Genomic DNA, 16,789 nt, shown 5'->3' with positions numbered 1-16,789 from the left:
AGCCACAGGCGATCGCATACTCAGAGCTGCCCGAGGAGCTCCTTGAGCGCGGCTCGCCGCTCCTCGAGGGCCTCGGTGCTGGGCAGCTTCGACGCGGTGAGCACCAGCATCGTCCTGCCTTCGTCCTTCGGTTCGGCCGCGGCCTCGAACTTGGTTCCGTCCTCGAGATTCGCCCGCCAGAAGGAACGCTTCTCAGTCGTCGAGGTGCGCGCCTCACCGTCGAGAGCCACGCCTGCCAGCGTTCCCTCGTCGATGAGGAAGGCGAAGCGGGTGATGACATCATTTCGCGTACCGGTCAAGGTGCGCGAGACCGCGACGTCGAAGGTTCCGTCGGCGCGCTGGCCCGGCACACGTCTGCCGATCTCCTGCTCATAGGCCACGACCGCGCCCTGAACCCACCACCCGTGCTTCTCAACGACCCCGTCGAACTGCGGGTAGAGGGCGTCGGCGAGTTCCTTGTGACTCGCCGACGCTCCCCCAGCCGCCTCGAGGCGGGCCCGAGTGTCAACCCAGGGTTCGCCGAGAGCCTTCTCGATCGCCTGCACATTCATCGCTTTGGTTGCCATGGGAGAAGTCTAGGCAACCCAGACCCATTTCAACAGGGCCGCCGCAATGCAGGCGGTGGGAGGAAGGTGCAGATCAGTCGATCTGGAGTTCGCCCATCTCGTCCCAGCCTTCGCCGTCGATCTTGCGCGAGATGATCTTCGGCGTCGACGCAAGGTGGGGGCGCATGGCTTCGAGTCCGGCGGCGAAGTGATCGCTCTTGACGTGGGGTTCTGCCCCTTCGTCGGTGAATGCTTCGACGAGGACGAACTCGTTGTCCTTCTCCAGGCTCTTGGACCATTCGAACCACAGGTTGCCCGGTTCCGACCGTGTCGCCTCGGTGAAGGTGCGCACCGCTTCGGGGAACTTCTCGACGCTTTCGGGCTTCACGTCATACTTCACAACGATGAAAATCATGCTGACCTCACTTCATCTCGAATTGGCTCTGTCTGTTCCAGCAAATCACATTCGCCGCATCTCTCACACGCGCTCGGCGATGAGGACGAGGAATCCGCTGTCTGGTTCGAAGGGGTGGAGCTCCCACGTGGCCAGCTTGAGGTTGACGATCATGCCGGTCGACTTCACATCGTCGATGAAGTCTGCGAAGTCATAGCCGCGGCCGGCTCCGAAGCCGGCGACGAAGCGTCCACCGGGTTTCAGCGTCGATTTGATATTCGACAGGGTCTGGCGACGTGAGGCCGGATCGAGGAAGGACAGGACGTTGCCGGCGCAGAACGCCACGTCGATGTCATTGATGCCTGCGCCAGCGAAATCGAATTCGGCCAAGTCGCCGGTGTGCCATTCACCGCTCGGGAAGTCCTCCTCGGCGACAGAGATGAGGAACTCGTCGAGATCGACACCGTAGACGGTGTGGCCCTCATTGATGAGCAGACCACCGGCCCGACCGGTTCCGCAGCCGGCGTCGAGGATGCGTGCCCCGCGCGGTGCCATCGCATTGACGAACCGCGCCTCTCCCCCGATGTCGTGACCGGAGGCAGCCAGATTGCGCCACCTCTCGGCGTAGTTCGCGGAGTGGTCGGGGTTGGTCTCACGGATGCGGTTCCACTGATGATCGAAGCTCATGGCCCCATCCTAGGACGAAAGACCTCGGCCACCACCTCGGCGACGGCGGCGACCGGATCTGCCGGGTCCGGGGAGGTCAGCACGATGATCTCCCGGCCGCCCGCCTCGGCGATGGGATGCAGATCGACGTCAGGCCCGCCCAGGGACATCATGATCGGAGTCGCCAGCGTCAGGCCGAGTCCCGTCCCGGCCAGGGCGAGCGCGACCGCGGTGTCGGTGACGATGTGGGTCTCCTTGGCGGCAATGCCCAGCGCCGAGGTGGCCAGTCGCATCGCTCGCCCGAAGAGCTCTTCGGCCGGCGGCAGGATCCAATCCGCTTCGGCCAGGTCCAGCGGTGTGAGCCGCGGTGCACCCGCGGGCACGACGATGCCGAAGTCCTCGCTGGCGACGGTTCTCCAGCTCAGCCCCCGCATGGGCGGCAGGGGCACGGCCGGATAGTTGATACCGATGCCCAGATCGATGGCTCCGTCGATGACGGCCGCCGACATCGTCTCGACGTTGATCTCGCGGGCTCGGACCTCGATGTGTGGGTGCCGCTCGCCGAGTGCTCTGACGATCGACGGTAGCGCCCTGGTCGAGGCGGAGCCGAAGACGCCGAGCGTGACGATGGCCTCGCTGCGGAAATCCCTGCCCAGCATCGCCATCTCGGCCTGCTTCTGAGCGGCGAGGATGCTGCGGGCACGTGGAAGCAGCGTCCGGCCAGCCTCGGCGAGGATCATCCCTCTGCCTCGGCGCAGGAAGAGTTCGGAGCCGACGGCCCGACGCAGGGCACTCATGTGCTGGGAGACCGCGCCGATGCTGTAGCCCAGCTGCTCCGCGGCCCTGGTCATGGACCCGAGTTCGGCCACGGTGACGAATGTGCGCAGCTGTCCCAAGGTCCATCCCATGGCGACAGCATAGCTCTTTTCATGTTTCCTAAAAACAGTTTTCATGAACTCGCTCTTGTCCTTAAACGTGACGGGAACCACAATGGGCAGAGAGCCGCATTCCGCCGACATCGACGTCGGCGCTCCCCACTGCAGCGGCGACCAAGGACGGTCGCTGCGGCAGGAGACGAAAGAGGTGGAAGTTGGAGAGCACATCACCGACAGCAACAGCCCCGGCGAGCGCCGAGGTGGTCATCATCGGCGCCGGAGTCATGGGAGCATCCATCGCTTACCACCTGGCCAAACACGGCGCGAAGGACATCGTTCTCGTCGAGCGCAACGTCCCCGGCTCGGGCTCGACGTCGAAGGCCGCCGGCGGGGTGCGTTGCCAATTCTCCGATGAGGTCAACATCGCCCTGGCCACGCGCAGCCTCGAGGTGCTGCGCAACTTCGAAACCGAGTTCGGTGTCGACATCGATCTGGTGAGCAACGGCTACCTGTTTCTCCTCGACTCCGTCGCCGATGCCGAAACCTTCGCGGCCAACGTCGCACTCCAGCAGCGCATGGGCCTGGATTCCCGGATGCTCACCGTCGCCGAGGTGGCCGAACTGGCCCCGTACATCGACACAGAGGGCATCGTTGCTGGGGCCTTCAACCCCGGCGATGGGCACTGCACGCCCGAGGCCGTGGTCTCCGGATATGTCAGCGCCGCACGCGGCCTGGGCGTGCAGGTGCTCAAGAACTGCGAGGTGACCGAATTCGAATCGACCGAGGGCGCAGACTCCCGCAGGGTCACCGCGGTGACCACGAGCAAGGGCAGGATCGAGTCTGCGCAGATCGTGTGTGCCGCCGGCGCCTGGTCCGGACTCATCGGCGAGGCGGCCGGGGTCGATCTGCCGGTCAGGCCCCTGCGCCGCGAGATCATGGTCAGCGAACCTGTGGATGAGGCGGCTCTGGGCATCGATTTGGCGCGCATGCCTTTCACCATCGACTTCAGCACGAGCTTCTACGTGCATCCAGAGGGTCCCGGCTTGCTTTTCGGCTGCCCGGACGAGGCGGATGTGTGGGACTTCGATGACAAGCGCAACCCGGACTGGCTGCCCACTTTGGCCGAACTCATCGAAACCCGTGCTCCTGCCCTGGGCAATGTCGAGGCCAAACGCGGTTGGGCGGGACTCTATGAAATGACCCCGGATCACAATGCGCTCATCGGTGAGGCCGAGGAGCTCTCCGGTTTCTTCTACGCCTGCGGGTTCTCGGGCCACGGATTCCTCATGGGACCGGCCGTCGGGGAGGTCGTCGCCGACCTCATGACCGGCCATCAGCCCTTCGTCGACGTCTCCGGCCTGGACAAACGTCGGTTTGCCACCTCGGGACTGCGCAAGGAGCTCAACATCGTCTGACGCCCCGCACCCCCTTCCCATCGACCGTTGCTCACTCCCATCGACCGTGACTTACGCACATCATCAGATTCCCGCTCACCAGGAGCACCAGCGAAAGGACTGCAATGACCGCATTGCCCACCGACCAGACCATCACCGACCTGCTCACCGGCGGCCTCAAAGCCTGCGGGGTCGACACCTCCGTGCTCACCGCCGGGTCCTCCGCCGCAGCGAGCCTGCCTGCCCGCTCCCCCATCACCGGGCAGAGCCTGGGCACACTGGCCGCGGACACCAAGGAATCCGCCTCGGAGACGATCGGCGCAGCCGCCGAAGCGTTCGCCGCCTGGCGAGATGTCCCTGCACCCGTGCGCGGTCAGCTGGTCCAGCGCTGGGGACAGCTGCTGGGCGAGCACAAGGAGGACCTCGCGAAGATCATCACGGTCGAGGCGGGCAAGACCCCGTCCGAGGCCGCCGGTGAGGTGCAGGAGATGATCGACATCTGCGAGTTCGCACTCGGCCAGTCCCGTCAGCTGTGGGGCAAGACCATGCCCAGTGAGCGCCCCGGTCACCGACTCATGGAGACCTGGCATCCGCTCGGGGTCGTCGGTGTCATCTCCGCCTTCAACTTCCCCGTCGCCGTGTATTCCTGGAATACGGCCTTGGCCCTGGTCGCCGGGGACGCCGTGGTGTGGAAGCCGTCGGAGAACGCGGTGCTCGCAGCCCTGGGCGCGCAGTCCCTGCTGGCTTGTGCCGCCGCCGAGGTGGGGGCTCCGGAAGGACTCGTCCCTGTCCTCGTCGGCGGCCGGGACATCGGCGATGCCATGGTCCGCGATGAGCGAGTGGCTCTGGTCTCTGCCACCGGTTCGGTGCGCATGGGCCGTGAGGTCGGTCCGGTCGTGGCCGAACGCTTCGGCCGGGTTCTGTTGGAACTCGGCGGCAACAATGGTGCGATCGTGGCCCCGAGTGCCGACATCGACCTGGCGCTGCGGGGCGTAGTCTTCGCGGCTGCGGGTACGGCCGGTCAGCGCTGCACAACCCTGCGCCGCCTCATCGTCCACGAGTCCATCGCCGATGACTTCGTGGACAAGATCGTCGCGGCCTACAAGACGCTGAGCATCGGGTCTCCCACCGAGGACGGCGTGCTGGTGGGACCGCTCATCAATGAGGGCTCCTATGAGGCGATGCAGGCGGCACTCAAGCAGGCCGAGTCCGAGGGCGGCACCGTCCTGACCGGCGGTGCTCGCGTCCTCGACGACGAACGACCCGATGCACACTATGTGGAGCCGGCGGTCGTGCGGATGCCCACCCAAACCTCGGTGATGGAGTCGGAGACCTTCGCTCCGATCCTCTACGTCGTCACCTACTCCGATCTCGACGAAGCACTTGAGATCCACAACGGAGTGCCGCAGGGCCTGTCCTCGGCGATCTTCACCTCGGAGCTTGCCGAGTCCGAGAAGTTCCTGTCCCGCTCCGACTGCGGCATCGCCAACGTCAACATCGGCACCTCAGGTGCAGAGATCGGCGGGGCCTTCGGCGGTGAGAAGGAAACCGGCGGCGGCCGCGAGTCCGGCACCGATTCGTGGAAGGCCTATATGCGCCAGGCGACGAACACGGTCAACTACTCAGGTGAGCTGCCGCTGGCGCAGGGCGTGGAGTTCCTCTGAAGGTCACTTGTCAGATGGGATAGTCTGCTGTCATGTCTGGGAACCCACTGCTGCCTGCCTGGTACGACTTCGCTTGGACTGCGATCGTCATCGTCGTCATCGGTCTGGCTATCTGGTCATTGGTGTCACTGACTCGGTCGAAAGTCGATGCCCCGACCAAATTGGCTTGGGCAGTCTTCATCATCGTCGCGCCAATTCTCGGATCGGTCGTCTGGCTCGTCCATCGCCGCAATCGCCGCGCAGAGTTGGCGCGATAGTCAGCGAGACTGTGCTGGCAGTTGATCAGTGTCGTGAGAATCCGGGCGTCGGCTTTTGGCCGACGCCCGTTTTCTATGCTCCAGCAGCATTGCACCAATTCCAACCAATGCGAAGAGCGGGAAGACGATGAGCTCCAAGATCCACGCCTGCCCACCCTCGCTGAGCGACTCCTCACCCATGAGCAAGGAGTTCGTAAATGCCACGCCCAGGAAGAACGCCATGATGATTTCCCTCATGATGCGGAATCTACCTGCCCACAAGACGCCTTGCAATCATATTCGCTCGCAGCTGTCTGCTTGATCACGGAAGGACAGTGCGACCGCGACGGAAGGGACCAGAACGACTAAAGTTGCGATTGAGACCGTGAATACTGAAGGAGAACACCTGTGATTGAGCTGAAGACACCCGCCGAGATCGACAAGATGGCGGTCACCGGCCGATTCGTCGCGAAGACATTGGCTGAACTGTCTGAGCTCGCAGAACCGGGCATGAACATCATGCAATTGGAGAAGCGGGCACGAAAGCTCATCGAAGAGGCCGGCGCGAAGTCCTGCTACTGGGACTACGCTCCTTCCTTCGGGGAAGGCCCCTTCCGCAACGTCATCTGCCTCTCGGTCAACGACGGAGTCCTCCACGGCAAGCCCCACGACTACGTGATGAAGGACGGCGACCTGCTCACCTTGGACTTTGCTGTGTCCATCGACGGCTGGGTCGCCGATGCCGCACGCTCCGTCATCGTCGGGAACGGCAGCGAAGAGGACCAGCGCCTCATCGACTCCACCTGGTCCGGACTGGAAGCCGGCATCTCCGCTGCGCAGCCAGGCAACCGCCTCGGCGATATCTCGAAGGCCATCGGCGATGTCGCCGATGAACAGCGCATCCCGGTCAACCTCGACTTCGGCGGACACGGCCTGGGCCACACAATGCACGAAGATCCACACGTGGCCAACCGCGGCAAGGGTGGACGCGGCTTGGTGCTCAAGCCCGGTCTGACGCTGGCGATCGAACCGTGGTGGTCATTCACCTCGAAGAAGCTCTCCGTCGACAAGGACGGCTGGACCCTGCGCTTGGCCGACGGTTCGAACGGTGCGCATTCGGAGAACACGATCGCCATCACCGAGGATGGTCCGAGGATCCTCACCACACTGGACTGATGTCTGCGAGCAGTGCAATCGGGCTTCCGGCGAATCGTTCGTCGGAGGCCCGTTTGCGTGTGCGGTGCTGAGTACATAGCTGTGTCAGTGGCCCGTGTCAGAATTGTCCTATGTCTTTCACCTGCACTGAATGCGGCTATTCAACCGTCAAGTGGCTGGGCCGTTGCCCCGAATGCCAGGCCTGGGGAACGCTCGAGGAGAAGGGCGCAGGCAAGTCCTCGGTAAAGACGAAGGTGAAGAAGTCCAGCGGTGCGAAGTCGATCAACCAGATCGATTCCACTCTCGCCCAGGCGAAGACCACCTACGTCAGCGAATTCGACCGTGTCCTCGGCGGCGGCATCGTCCCCGGCGCCGTCGTTCTCCTCTCCGGCGAGCCGGGCGTCGGGAAGTCAACGCTCCTGCTCGATGTCGCCTCCCGTGTCGCGAAGTTCGGAGCCAAGGTTCTCTACGTCACTGGCGAGGAATCAGCCGGGCAGGTGCGGCTGCGGGCCGAACGCATCAATGCCCTTGAAGACACCCTTCTGCTGGCGGCAGAGACCGACCTCGGCGCAGTCCTTGGCATGATCGAGGCAGAAGAGCCTGAAATGCTCATCGTCGACTCCATCCAGACACTCGCCTCTTCCGAGATCGACGGAGTCCCTGGCGGAGTCACCCAGGTCAGAGAGGTGGCTGCGGCCCTGATCCGTGAGGCCAAAGCCCGGTCTCTGCCGACCGTGCTCGTCGGCCATATCACGAAGGACGGCACCATCGCCGGCCCCCGGCTCCTCGAGCACCTCGTCGACGTCGTGTGCAACTTCGAAGGTGAACGGCATTCGCGCCTACGTTTGCTGCGTGCCGTGAAGAACCGATTCGGTCCGACCGATGACGTCGGCTGCTTCGATATGGAGGAAAACGGCATCAAGAGCCTCGAAGACCCATCGGGCCTCTTCCTCTCCCGCAGCGGCAGCAATCCTCCAGGAACCTGTCTGACAGTGACTCAGGAGGGCAAACGTCCGCTTTTGGTCGAGGTGCAGTCGCTGATCACCGAATCCGCTGGCGGACAGTCACGCAGGTCGGTCTCCGGCGTCGATTCCTCCCGCGTGGCCATGATGCTCGCCGTCCTCAGCCAGAAGATCGGGAACATCAGCCTGGCCAAGTCCGATGTCTTCACCGCCACCGTCGGCGGGGCGAAACTGGCGGAACCTGCCAGCGACTTGGCAATCTGTCTCTCGCTGGCCTCAGCCGCGATCGGAAAGCCGATGGCCGCGAAATTCGTAGCGATCGGAGAGATCAGCCTCTCGGGCGAGATTCGCAATGTTCCCAACCTGGGCCAAAGGCTCAATGAGGCCTCTCGTCTGGGAATCACCCATGCGATCGTCGCCCATGGCGCACTGCGCAATGTCTCCACTCCCCAGGGGATGCGAGTCAAAGAATGCGAGCACGTTTCCGAAGCCGTCGAGATCCTTTTGGGAAGCAATCAGTGAAAATTCCGGGACATCTGCGCGAAAATGGCGCATCCTGGAAGCATGACCACGACAGTTTTTCCCGCGATGAGGACCACGGACGCGGCCGCGACGACCGCTCTGCTGGTCACGCTCGGTTTCACCGAGCGGCTCATCATCAGGGACGAGGCTGACCCGGAGATCATCGTCCATGCCGAATACGCTCTGGGCGAGACGGGTGGAATCATGTTGGGCTCCGTCCGCAATGACGGATCGGCCCTCGACAGTGTCGGCGGGAACTCCATCTACGTCGTCGTCGACACCGAACGCGAAGTCGATCGGCTCTACGAAGAGGTCATCGACATGGGCCATGCGATCGTCCGCCCGGTGGCAACACAGCCTCACGGCGGTCGGGAGTTCGACTTCCGCGACCATGACGGCAATTCCTGGGGAGTCGGCTCCTACCGCGGAGCCTGAGAACTCACGAGTTAATCCGCGCGCTGACTTGAGCGTCACGGCGCCGTCAGCAGACCGGCCGTCTCTGGTCAGGCACCAGGCTTCTATTCGTCAGGTGACTTCTCGTCCGAGGGCTTCTCCGTGGGCGCTTCGGACTTCTCGTCTTCTGCCTTCTTGTCCTCGGCTTCTTTCTTCTCTTTGGCCTTAGTGGCAGCGTCCTTCTCAAGTTTGAACTTTGCCGGCTTGCTCTCCTCATCGCCGAGTTTGACGATGAGCTCATAGTCTCCGGCACCGAATTCCTGGTTCGTCCGGTTGCAGTTCTTGTCGACCTGCACCCGGTTCCATTCGAACTGTGCAGTCTTCTCCGATTCGGGCGCGAACTCGGTCGAGACTTCAGCGTTCTCGTCCTCATCGGCGGCGCAGAACTTCGACGACCAGACGACGTCACCGTTCTTCTCGACCAGGAACTCCTGATCCTTGGTGCCCACTTCGATCAGGCAGGTGGCCGTGTGGTTGTTCTCGATGACCATTTCGAACTTGGGTTTGGCGTCTTCTTTGAAGCTCTTCTTGTTGACCTTGGCCTTGAGACCGACCTGCTCCTCGGGGCACTTACCACTTGCGGCCTTCTCATCTGGGACTGGCGCCGCCGTCGTCTCGCTCGCAGACGGAGTCTCCTCGGCAACAGGGTCCTTCTCATCGCCGCCGCCAAGTCCCTTGACGATTCCGACGACCCCGAGCACCAGCAGAGCGATGACCACAAGGCTGGCGACCAGCAGCGCGTAGCGACGCCGACGGTACACGTGCGCTGGCAGCTTCCCGCTAGACTGGCGGGGCTGCCTGGCACCGTTCTTCGGCTGAGAACCACGATTGGAAGGAGTCATCGCTTTGAGCCTAGGCCGAAGCGTTTGAGCATCCAAATGACACACCGAGCCTCTGCCGAATCGAGATCTTCGCGCCCCGATTCCCCGTTCCCCGCAGTTGCGAACACGGACATCCATCGGGTTCGCGAGACGATCATCACCTGGTTCGAATCCGCGGCGCGTCCCCTGCCGTGGAGAGATGCCGACACCACAGCCTGGGCCGTCCTCGTCAGCGAGATCATGTCTCAGCAGACCCCTGTGTCCCGGGTCGAACCCCGTTGGCGGGAGTGGATGCAGAAGTGGCCGACACCCGCAGATCTGGCACAGGCACCCACCGCCGAGGTTCTCCACCGTTGGGACCGTCTCGGTTACCCAAGGAGGGCACTGCGACTCCAGGAAGCCGCACGTGTCATCACTGAGGAGCTCGACGGTCACGTGCCACAGACCGCCAAGGAGCTCGAACGTCTGCCCGGCATCGGCTCCTATACCGCAGCAGCAGTAACATCCTTCGCCCACGGGGAGCGCACCACCGTCCTCGACACGAACGTGCGCCGTGTCCTCATCCGCCTGTTCGCAGGTCGCGATCGCCCCTCCCCTTCACCTGGTCGTGCAGAGACCGAATGGGCCGGCCAGTTCGTTCCGGAGACAGAGCACAAGCAGTGGAACGCCGGGGTCATGGAGTTCGGTGCGCTCGTGTGCACGGCCAGGAACCCTCAGTGCGAGACCTGCCCGCTCAATGACATCTGCGCCTGGCAGAAGGCGGGACGTCCCACCTCGGCGGTGAAGCCGAAGACCCAGAAATGGGCGGGCACAGACAGGCAGCTGCGCGGAGCCATCATGGATGTACTCAAATCCGCGCATGAGAATGCCGACGGTGCTCACACCGGCGGATCGGTTCCCATTGATCTCTTCACTACGACGACTGCCAAGATTGATCCCGACATGCTCGATGAGCTCTCCGGGCACACCGCGACGAAACTCGACCGAGTTCGAGACCTCAGCGCGGATTCACAGAGGATCACACGCCTGATCGATGACCTCGTCTCAGACGGTTTGGCTGCACGAACGAAGAACGTGCTGCAACTCCCCAGCTGATCGTCTCAAGCTGCCTGATCCGCGGCTGCAGGATCCGCGGCTGCAGGATCCGCTGAGCCGCGACGGTGATTCACAGAAACTTGATCATGCGGGCGTTGCCCAAGGTGTTGGGCTTGACTCGGGCCAAGTCCAGGAACTCTGCCACGCCCTCATCGGCGGAGTGCAGAAGCTCGACGTAGACCTCCGGAGAGACGGGGATGCCCTTGATCGGCTCAAATCCGAGCGAACCGAAGAACCCGGTCTCAAAGGTCAGGCAGAAGACCCTGTCGACGCCGATGGCCACAGCATCTGCCAGGAGCTGTCTGATGAGCGCCTTGCCTACTCCGCGGCCCCGATAGGCCGGGGATGTGGCTACCGTGCGTGCTTCTGCAAGATCGGCCCAGATGACGTGCAGTGCCGCGCAACCGGCCAGAATCTCAGTTCCGTCGGGCTGCGGGTCGACCACCAACCAGAACTCCTGCAGAGTTTCGAAGTAGGTGACGGTGTCCTTGGCCAGCAGAATGCGCTCTTCGGCCAGCGGGGCGACCAAGGCCTCGATTCCCTTGACGTCGGATGTGCGAGCCCTGCGCAGGTAGAGCCCACCGGGAAGCGAATGGTTGAAGTGGTGATCCGTGGAGACCTGATCATGGTCGAAGTCGACTGGGGCTGAGCTCATATCCTCATTCAACACCATCGGCCGCAGGCATGAAAAAGCCCGGGGACTCAGCTGCTGCTGTGTCCCCGGGCTCCTTCAGTGCTCCAGGAGAAGATCAGGAAGTAGAGCTTCCCGATCCGCTGCCACCGGACGAACCGGCACCAGCGAGTTCTCCACCGGAACCGGAGTCATCCGGACCGCTGGCGGCAATGCTTTCGGTCTCCACGCCTTCGAACGTGAATTCCGCTTCCTTGCCTTCTCCCTTGACGTCGACCTTGATGGTCTGACCGCTGCCGATCTCCTTGAACAGGATCTTCTCGGACAGGTGGTCTTCGATCTCGAGCTGGATCGTCCGACGCAGCGGACGAGCACCCAAGACCGGATCGTAGCCACGGTCGGCCAGCAGGCTCTTCGCCGCATCGCTGACTTCGACCTTCATGCCCTGATCGGCCAGACGGGCGTCCAGACGTGCCAGGAACTGGTCGACGATCTGCAGAATCTCTTCCTTGTTCAGCTGAGGGAAGACGATCGTGTCATCGACACGGTTGAGGAACTCGGGGCGGAAGTGCTGCTTGAGCTCCTCGTTGACCTTCTGCTTCATGCGCTCGTAATTGTTGTTCGTGTTGCCCTCAACCTGGAAGCCCAGCTGCAGGCCACTCGAGATGTCTCGAGTACCCAGGTTGGTGGTCATGATGATGATGGTGTTCTTGAAGTCCACCTCACGACCCTGCGAGTCGGTCAGACGGCCATCCTCGAGAATCTGCAACAGGGAGTTGAAGATGTCCGAGTGAGCCTTCTCCACCTCGTCGAAGAGGACCACTGAGAACGGTTTGCGACGGACCTTCTCCGTCAGCTGGCCGCCCTCTTCGTAGCCCACATAGCCGGGCGGAGAACCGAAGAGTCGGGACACGGTGTGCTTCTCCGAGTACTCCGACATGTCCAGGCTGATGAGCGAATCCTCGTCACCGAACAGGAACTCCGACAGAGCCTTCGCCAGCTCGGTCTTGCCGACGCCTGTGGGGCCAGCGAAGATGAACGAGCCGGAGGGGCGCTTCGGATCCTTCAGACCCGCACGGGTCCGCCGGATCGCACGGGAGATCGACTTGACTGCGTCGTCCTGACCGATGATGCGCTTGTGCAGTTCGTCTTCCATCCGCAGCAGACGCGAGGACTCTTCCTCGGTGAGCTTGAAGATCGGAATGCCTGTGGCAGCTGCCAGCACCTCGGCGATCAGTTCCGCGTCAACCACGGCAGAGGTGTCCTTGCCGCTCTTGCGCCAAGCCTCCGTCTGTTCGTCCTTGTCCTGCTGCAGCTTCATCTCGGAGTCACGCTCGGACGCTGCGAGCTCGAAGTCCTGAGCATCGATGGCAGCTTCCTTGCGATGCCGAGCCTCGAGAATCTTCTCCTCCAGGTCACGGATCTCCTGCGGCACCGACAGACGCGAGATGCGCAGTTTGGCACCTGCTTCGTCGATGAGGTCGATCGCCTTGTCCGGCAGGTACCTGTCGTTGACGTAGCGGTCGGACATGTTCACAGCGGCCGAAAGTGCACCCTCGGTGATCGTGACCTTGTGGTGCGCTTCGTACTTGTCGCGCAGTCCCTTGAGGATCTCGATCGAGTGTGCCAACGACGGTTCGGGAACCTGAATCGGCTGGAACCGACGCTCGAGGGCGGCATCCTTCTCGATGTGCTTGCGGTACTCGTCAAGAGTCGTCGCACCGATCGTCTGCAGTTCTCCACGAGCCAGCATGGGTTTGAGGATCGAAGCAGCGTCGATGGCGCCCTCTGCAGCGCCGGCACCCACGAGTGTGTGGATCTCGTCGATGAACAGGATGATGTCGCCGCGTGTGCGAATCTCCTTGAGGACCTTCTTCAGACGTTCCTCGAAGTCACCGCGGTAGCGGGAGCCTGCCACCAGTGAACCGAGGTCCAAGGTGTAGAGCTGCTTGTCCTCAAGGATCTCCGGGACCTCGCCGTTGACGATTGCCAGGGCGAGTCCCTCGACGACTGCGGTCTTGCCGACACCGGGTTCACCGATGAGGACAGGGTTGTTCTTAGTCCGTCGGGACAGAATCTGCATCACGCGCTGCATCTGCTCGTGTCGGCCGATGACCGGGTCGAGAGTGCCCTCGCGTGCGGCTGCAGTCAGGTTCGTTCCGAACTGGTCGAGGACCAGCGAACCGGAGGGGGTTCCCTCCTCGCGTCCGCCCGCAGAGACGGGCTCTTTGCCCTGGTAGCCCGACAGAAGCTTGATGACTTCCTGACGGACACGCCCCAGGTCGGCGCCCAGCTTGACGAGCACCTGTGCGGCAACGCCTTCACCCTCGCGGATCAGACCCAGCAGAATGTGCTCGGTGCCGATGTAGCTGTGTCCCAGCTGCAGAGCCTCACGGAGGCTGAGCTCAAGGACCTTCTTCGCACGCGGAGTGAACGGGATGTGCCCGCTCGGTGCCTGCTGCCCCTGTCCGATGATCTCCTGGACTTGGTCGCGCACCTGCTCGAGAGAGATGTCCATTCCCTCGAGTGCTTTGGCTGCCAGGCCTTCACCCTCGTGGATCAGGCCGAGCAGGATGTGCTCGGTTCCGATGTAGTTATGTTTGAGTAGTTTGGCTTCTTCCTGGGCAAGCACTACCACTCGGCGTGCTCGGTCAGTGAACCGCTCGAACATATTCACCCTCCTCGGTCTTGTTATTCTTTAGAGCCTAACGACCATTGGCCACGATCTATTGCACGTTTCGCCATCAGCCGAAACCGTTTGGCTGTGGGCGAAATTCCGGGTTCGTGCCTTCAGTGCTCGTCTGCCCAACTCACCATCGACCAAACCGGAGTCTCTGTGCTCTTTTCGACTGCGTGACGATGAGGTGGCTCGAGTTGCCTCAGTTCCATTGGAGAACTCCCCCGAGAAATCGAGATACTCCTCGAATACCGAGAGTTGAAATTGAGTAATCAGTCCTATCCGGCAGGCTTCACTCTGGCGACGACCTGAATGACTGATCCTCTTTATCAATCAGCTGCGCTGAGAATTCTCTGAGTGAGACTGCATTCCTCCGGAACGATTGGAGTCTGCCTTGAAGTGACTTTCCCGGCAGGCAGGAATTGTCGGCGGAAATGCTGAAGGACCAACGGATGAACCGTTGGCCCTTCAGGAAGCGATTAGTGAATCAATGAAGTTCGATTCGCTGTACCGCCTCGTTTATCGGCTGTAACTGAATCCGATCGGTTCAGCTCTCTGCAGCTTCATATGCCTGAACGATTTCAAGCGGAATACGACCGCGATCACCCAGCTGGTAACCGTTTGCCTGTGCCCATTCGCGAATCTTGGCGGTGTCCCGCTTCGGACCGGCAGCTGAGCTGGATCCTGCGCGACGCCCACGACCACCGGGGTTGGCTACCCGGCGAGCCTTGGCGATGAACGGAGCGAACGTTTCACGGAGCTTTTCGGCATTTTCTGTCGACAGTTCGAGTTCGTAGGTACCCTGGTCGAGGCTGAAACGCACGGTCTCCGACGCCTCCGAGCCATCGAAATCATCCGTGAGAACGAGTCGCATCTCCCTTGCCATGTTCACTCTTTTCATAATCTGATGTATTTGACGAAGTCAGCTTAACATCCGATTCATGATTATCGCCTAATTCGCTAACTTCTTGCTCTGCATAGTATTTATCGATCTGTTCGCGTTCGGTGCGGTCCGCACGCAAGATGTTTCTCATTACGTACCAAAACAGCAATGCTACGCAGATCGACGGCAATAGAGCCTTCAGCAGATCCATCATGTGCTCAACCCTCCTCAGCCATTTCCGTATTACCGGAGGCAATTGGCTTCGTGAATGGGAAGAGAATCGTTTCTCGAATTCCCAGGCCGGTCAAAGCCATGAGCAGGCGATCAAGTCCCATTCCCATACCGCCGGTCGGCGGCATTCCGTGTTCCATGGCTGTGAGGAATTCTTCGTCAAGGCCCATTGCTTCCTCGTCACCCTTGGCCGCGTCGGCTGCCTGTGCTTCGAAGCGTTCACGCTGGATGACCGGATCGACGAGCTCGGAATAGCCGGTGGCCAGTTCGAACCCGCGGACGTAGAGATCCCATTTCTCCACGACGCCCTTCTTGGTCCGGTGCTCGCGGACCAGAGGTGAGGTGTCGACGGGGAAGTCGGTGACGAAGGTCGGTGCCCACAGCTTGTCCTGGTAGAAGTGCTCCCACAGCTCTTCAACGTATTTTCCGTGTGAGCGGAAGACTCCGCCCAGATCGACGTTGTTGTCGGCAGCGATTTTGTCGAGGACGTCGAGTCCGGTCTCCGGAGTGACCTCGACTCCTGATTCTGCCGACAGCGTCTCGTACATGCTGACGACGGGCCAGTCTCCACCGAAGTCGTAGTCCTCACCGTCCTCGAGCTTCACGACGAGGGATCCGGTGGCCTCCTGTGCGGCGTTCTGGACCAGCGTCTTCGTCAGGTCTGCGATCGAGTGGTAGTCGCCGTAGGACTGGTAGGCCTCGAGCATCGCGAACTCAGGTGAGTGAGTGGAGTCGGCACCTTCGTTGCGGAAGTTGCGGTTGATCTCGAAGACGTTCTCGATGCCGCCGACGATTGCACGCTTGAGGAAGAGCTCCGGCGCGATGCGCAGGTACATATCGATGTCGTAGGCGTTCATGTGTGTCTTGAACGGTCGAGCCGCGGCCCCGCCGTGCATGAACTGGAGCATCGGAGTCTCGATCTCGACGAAGTCCTGTCCCGCGAAGGTACGACGCAGGGACGACATGACCTCGGCCCGCGTCAGCATGGTCTTCCGTGCTTCCTCGCGGGTGATCAGATCAAGGTAGCGCTGGCGCACACGAGTGTCCTCGGCGAGCTCGGTGTGCAGGCCCGGCAACGGGCGCAGCGCCTTGCTGGCCATCGACCAGGAATCGGCGAGCACAGAGAGTTCGCCGCGCTTTGACTTGATGACCTTGCCATGGATGAACAGGAAGTCGCCCAGGTCGACGTCGGTCTTGAAGTCGCCGAGGCGCTCCTCCCCCACTTCACGCAGGGACAGCATGCCCTGGAGACGGGTTCCGTCTCCTGCCTGCAGGGTCACGAAGCAGAGCTTGCCGGTGGTCCTCACAAATACGACACGGCCGACGACGCCGACGATGTCCTCGGTTTCGTCCCCGGCTTCCAGCCCGTCGTGGCTGGCATGGACCTCGGCCAGAGTATGCGTGCGCGGAATTCCGACCGGATAGGCTTCGGTGTCGGAGTCCAAGAGCCGCTGGCGCTTTTCCTTTCGGATCCGGATCTGCTCAGGATCGAGATGTTCGGGTGAAAGGTCTGCGTTTTCGGGCGTGTTCGACTCGGTATCTGCCATACCGTCAAGGTTACCGTGAGCGCGGCCCCCGGGGGAAT

At 62.0% G+C, this 16,789-nt stretch carries 19 protein-coding genes; 7 read left to right on the top strand and 12 right to left on the bottom strand.

Annotated elements, in window-relative coordinates:
- Window positions 1-20: 20 nt before the first annotated feature.
- From CXR25_RS04960 to CXR25_RS18610, 5 genes are all read right to left on the bottom strand, one after another.
- Window positions 21-566 carry a hypothetical protein gene (locus CXR25_RS04960; protein WP_096158395.1) on the bottom strand — a complete coding sequence of 182 codons (546 nt, stop codon included), beginning with the start codon at window positions 564-566 and terminating at the stop codon, window positions 21-23.
- Window positions 567-639: 73 nt separating this feature from the next.
- Entirely contained in the window at window positions 640-960 is a 321-nt protein-coding gene (locus CXR25_RS04955; RefSeq protein ID WP_096158394.1) for a putative quinol monooxygenase, read from the bottom strand.
- Between the two features lie 63 nt (window positions 961-1,023).
- Window positions 1,024-1,626 carry a class I SAM-dependent methyltransferase gene (locus tag CXR25_RS04950; RefSeq protein WP_096158393.1) on the bottom strand — a complete coding sequence of 201 codons (603 nt, stop codon included), beginning with the start codon at window positions 1,624-1,626 and terminating at the stop codon, window positions 1,024-1,026.
- Entirely contained in the window at window positions 1,623-2,513 is an 891-nt protein-coding gene (locus tag CXR25_RS04945; RefSeq protein WP_009884282.1) for a LysR family transcriptional regulator, read from the bottom strand. Before CXR25_RS04945 ends, CXR25_RS04950 begins: the two co-directional genes overlap by 4 nt.
- A gap of 61 nt (window positions 2,514-2,574) precedes the next feature.
- The gene (locus CXR25_RS18610; RefSeq protein WP_164513763.1) at window positions 2,575-2,766 is read right to left on the bottom strand and encodes a hypothetical protein; all 192 of its coding nucleotides are present in this window, start codon (window positions 2,764-2,766) and stop codon (window positions 2,575-2,577) included.
- Here CXR25_RS18610 and CXR25_RS04940 point away from each other — a divergent pair.
- The 3 genes from CXR25_RS04940 to CXR25_RS04930 all read left to right on the top strand — a co-directional run bounded on the left by CXR25_RS04940 (window position 2,765) and on the right by CXR25_RS04930 (window position 5,795).
- Window positions 2,765-3,895, top strand: coding sequence for an NAD(P)/FAD-dependent oxidoreductase (locus tag CXR25_RS04940; RefSeq protein ID WP_240516280.1), 1,131 nt, complete (start codon window positions 2,765-2,767; stop codon window positions 3,893-3,895). The genes CXR25_RS18610 and CXR25_RS04940 overlap by 2 nt on opposite strands.
- 104 nt (window positions 3,896-3,999) lie before the next feature.
- Window positions 4,000-5,538 carry an L-piperidine-6-carboxylate dehydrogenase gene (amaB, locus tag CXR25_RS04935; protein WP_125240456.1) on the top strand — a complete coding sequence of 513 codons (1,539 nt, stop codon included), beginning with the start codon at window positions 4,000-4,002 and terminating at the stop codon, window positions 5,536-5,538.
- A 32-nt stretch (window positions 5,539-5,570) separates the two neighbouring features.
- The gene (locus CXR25_RS04930; RefSeq protein WP_009884279.1) at window positions 5,571-5,795 is read left to right on the top strand and encodes a PLD nuclease N-terminal domain-containing protein; all 225 of its coding nucleotides are present in this window, start codon (window positions 5,571-5,573) and stop codon (window positions 5,793-5,795) included.
- Here the strand turns inward: CXR25_RS04930 and CXR25_RS04925 are convergent, their stop codons facing one another.
- Window positions 5,796-6,032, bottom strand: coding sequence for a hypothetical protein (locus tag CXR25_RS04925; protein ID WP_009884278.1), 237 nt, complete (start codon window positions 6,030-6,032; stop codon window positions 5,796-5,798). It lies immediately after the preceding gene.
- Window positions 6,033-6,182: 150 nt separating this feature from the next.
- Between CXR25_RS04925 and map the strand changes: the two genes are divergently transcribed.
- The 3 genes from map (at window position 6,183) to CXR25_RS04910 (ending at window position 8,848) form a co-directional block, all read left to right on the top strand.
- Window positions 6,183-6,950 carry a type I methionyl aminopeptidase gene (gene map, locus CXR25_RS04920; protein ID WP_009884277.1) on the top strand — a complete coding sequence of 256 codons (768 nt, stop codon included), beginning with the start codon at window positions 6,183-6,185 and terminating at the stop codon, window positions 6,948-6,950.
- Between the two features lie 110 nt (window positions 6,951-7,060).
- Window positions 7,061-8,413, top strand: a complete 1,353-nt coding sequence (radA, locus tag CXR25_RS04915) for a DNA repair protein RadA (RefSeq protein WP_009884276.1) — start codon at window positions 7,061-7,063, stop codon at window positions 8,411-8,413.
- 42 nt (window positions 8,414-8,455) lie between these two features.
- On the top strand, window positions 8,456-8,848 hold the full coding sequence (locus tag CXR25_RS04910; RefSeq protein WP_226823989.1) for a VOC family protein: 393 nt from the start codon (window positions 8,456-8,458) through the stop codon (window positions 8,846-8,848).
- 83 nt (window positions 8,849-8,931) lie between these two features.
- Here the strand turns inward: CXR25_RS04910 and CXR25_RS04905 are convergent, their stop codons facing one another.
- The gene (locus CXR25_RS04905; protein WP_226823988.1) at window positions 8,932-9,708 is read right to left on the bottom strand and encodes a LytR C-terminal domain-containing protein; all 777 of its coding nucleotides are present in this window, start codon (window positions 9,706-9,708) and stop codon (window positions 8,932-8,934) included.
- 36 nt (window positions 9,709-9,744) lie between these two features.
- Between CXR25_RS04905 and CXR25_RS04900 the strand changes: the two genes are divergently transcribed.
- Complete coding sequence (locus tag CXR25_RS04900) at window positions 9,745-10,782, top strand: HhH-GPD family protein (RefSeq protein WP_069599680.1); 1,038 nt, start codon at window positions 9,745-9,747, stop codon at window positions 10,780-10,782.
- A 70-nt stretch (window positions 10,783-10,852) separates the two neighbouring features.
- Here the strand turns inward: CXR25_RS04900 and CXR25_RS04895 are convergent, their stop codons facing one another.
- The 5 genes from CXR25_RS04895 to lysS all read right to left on the bottom strand — a co-directional run bounded on the left by CXR25_RS04895 (window position 10,853) and on the right by lysS (window position 16,751).
- Window positions 10,853-11,437: an amino-acid N-acetyltransferase gene (locus tag CXR25_RS04895; RefSeq protein ID WP_009884272.1), complete on the bottom strand. Its 585-nt coding sequence runs from the start codon at window positions 11,435-11,437 to the stop codon at window positions 10,853-10,855.
- 94 nt (window positions 11,438-11,531) lie between these two features.
- Complete coding sequence (locus CXR25_RS04890) at window positions 11,532-14,084, bottom strand: ATP-dependent Clp protease ATP-binding subunit (RefSeq protein WP_009884271.1); 2,553 nt, start codon at window positions 14,082-14,084, stop codon at window positions 11,532-11,534.
- A gap of 553 nt (window positions 14,085-14,637) precedes the next feature.
- Entirely contained in the window at window positions 14,638-14,976 is a 339-nt protein-coding gene (locus CXR25_RS04885) for a histone-like nucleoid-structuring protein Lsr2 (RefSeq protein ID WP_029417415.1), read from the bottom strand.
- Entirely contained in the window at window positions 14,942-15,187 is a 246-nt protein-coding gene (locus CXR25_RS04880; protein WP_101557271.1) for a hypothetical protein, read from the bottom strand. The genes CXR25_RS04885 and CXR25_RS04880 overlap by 35 nt, the downstream gene beginning before the upstream one ends.
- A 4-nt stretch (window positions 15,188-15,191) precedes the next feature.
- Entirely contained in the window at window positions 15,192-16,751 is a 1,560-nt protein-coding gene (gene lysS / locus CXR25_RS04875; protein WP_009884269.1) for a lysine--tRNA ligase, read from the bottom strand.
- Window positions 16,752-16,789 lie beyond the last annotated feature (38 nt).

The organism is Brevibacterium aurantiacum, assembly GCF_003932995.1.
Taxonomy (GTDB): Bacteria; Actinomycetota; Actinomycetes; order Actinomycetales; family Brevibacteriaceae; genus Brevibacterium; species Brevibacterium aurantiacum.
The sequence above is the reverse complement of the archived record's forward strand: the minus strand, read 5'-3'. Positions and strand labels throughout refer to the sequence as shown.

What these genes read in the sequence shown, in the direction of transcription:
- CXR25_RS04960 (WP_096158395.1), bottom strand. Translation starts at nt 566, where the DNA reads ATGGCAACCAAAGCGATGAATGTGCAGGCGATCGAGAAGGCTCTCGGC.
- CXR25_RS04955 (WP_096158394.1), bottom strand. Translation starts at nt 960, where the DNA reads ATGATTTTCATCGTTGTGAAGTATGACGTGAAGCCCGAAAGCGTCGAG.
- CXR25_RS04950 (WP_096158393.1), bottom strand. Translation starts at nt 1,626, where the DNA reads ATGAGCTTCGATCATCAGTGGAACCGCATCCGTGAGACCAACCCCGAC.
- CXR25_RS04945 (WP_009884282.1), bottom strand. Translation starts at nt 2,513, where the DNA reads ATGGGATGGACCTTGGGACAGCTGCGCACATTCGTCACCGTGGCCGAA.
- CXR25_RS04940 (WP_240516280.1), top strand. Translation starts at nt 2,765, where the DNA reads ATGGGAGCATCCATCGCTTACCACCTGGCCAAACACGGCGCGAAGGAC.
- CXR25_RS18610 (WP_164513763.1), bottom strand. Translation starts at nt 2,766, where the DNA reads ATGACTCCGGCGCCGATGATGACCACCTCGGCGCTCGCCGGGGCTGTT.
- amaB (WP_125240456.1), top strand. Translation starts at nt 4,000, where the DNA reads ATGACCGCATTGCCCACCGACCAGACCATCACCGACCTGCTCACCGGC.
- CXR25_RS04930 (WP_009884279.1), top strand. Translation starts at nt 5,571, where the DNA reads ATGTCTGGGAACCCACTGCTGCCTGCCTGGTACGACTTCGCTTGGACT.
- CXR25_RS04925 (WP_009884278.1), bottom strand. Translation starts at nt 6,032, where the DNA reads ATGAGGGAAATCATCATGGCGTTCTTCCTGGGCGTGGCATTTACGAAC.
- radA (WP_009884276.1), top strand. Translation starts at nt 7,061, where the DNA reads ATGTCTTTCACCTGCACTGAATGCGGCTATTCAACCGTCAAGTGGCTG.
- CXR25_RS04910 (WP_226823989.1), top strand. Translation starts at nt 8,456, where the DNA reads ATGACCACGACAGTTTTTCCCGCGATGAGGACCACGGACGCGGCCGCG.
- CXR25_RS04905 (WP_226823988.1), bottom strand. Translation starts at nt 9,708, where the DNA reads ATGACTCCTTCCAATCGTGGTTCTCAGCCGAAGAACGGTGCCAGGCAG.
- CXR25_RS04900 (WP_069599680.1), top strand. Translation starts at nt 9,745, where the DNA reads ATGACACACCGAGCCTCTGCCGAATCGAGATCTTCGCGCCCCGATTCC.
- CXR25_RS04895 (WP_009884272.1), bottom strand. Translation starts at nt 11,437, where the DNA reads ATGAGCTCAGCCCCAGTCGACTTCGACCATGATCAGGTCTCCACGGAT.
- CXR25_RS04890 (WP_009884271.1), bottom strand. Translation starts at nt 14,084, where the DNA reads ATGTTCGAGCGGTTCACTGACCGAGCACGCCGAGTGGTAGTGCTTGCC.
- CXR25_RS04885 (WP_029417415.1), bottom strand. Translation starts at nt 14,976, where the DNA reads ATGGCAAGGGAGATGCGACTCGTTCTCACGGATGATTTCGATGGCTCG.
- CXR25_RS04880 (WP_101557271.1), bottom strand. Translation starts at nt 15,187, where the DNA reads ATGATGGATCTGCTGAAGGCTCTATTGCCGTCGATCTGCGTAGCATTG.
- lysS (WP_009884269.1), bottom strand. Translation starts at nt 16,751, where the DNA reads ATGGCAGATACCGAGTCGAACACGCCCGAAAACGCAGACCTTTCACCC.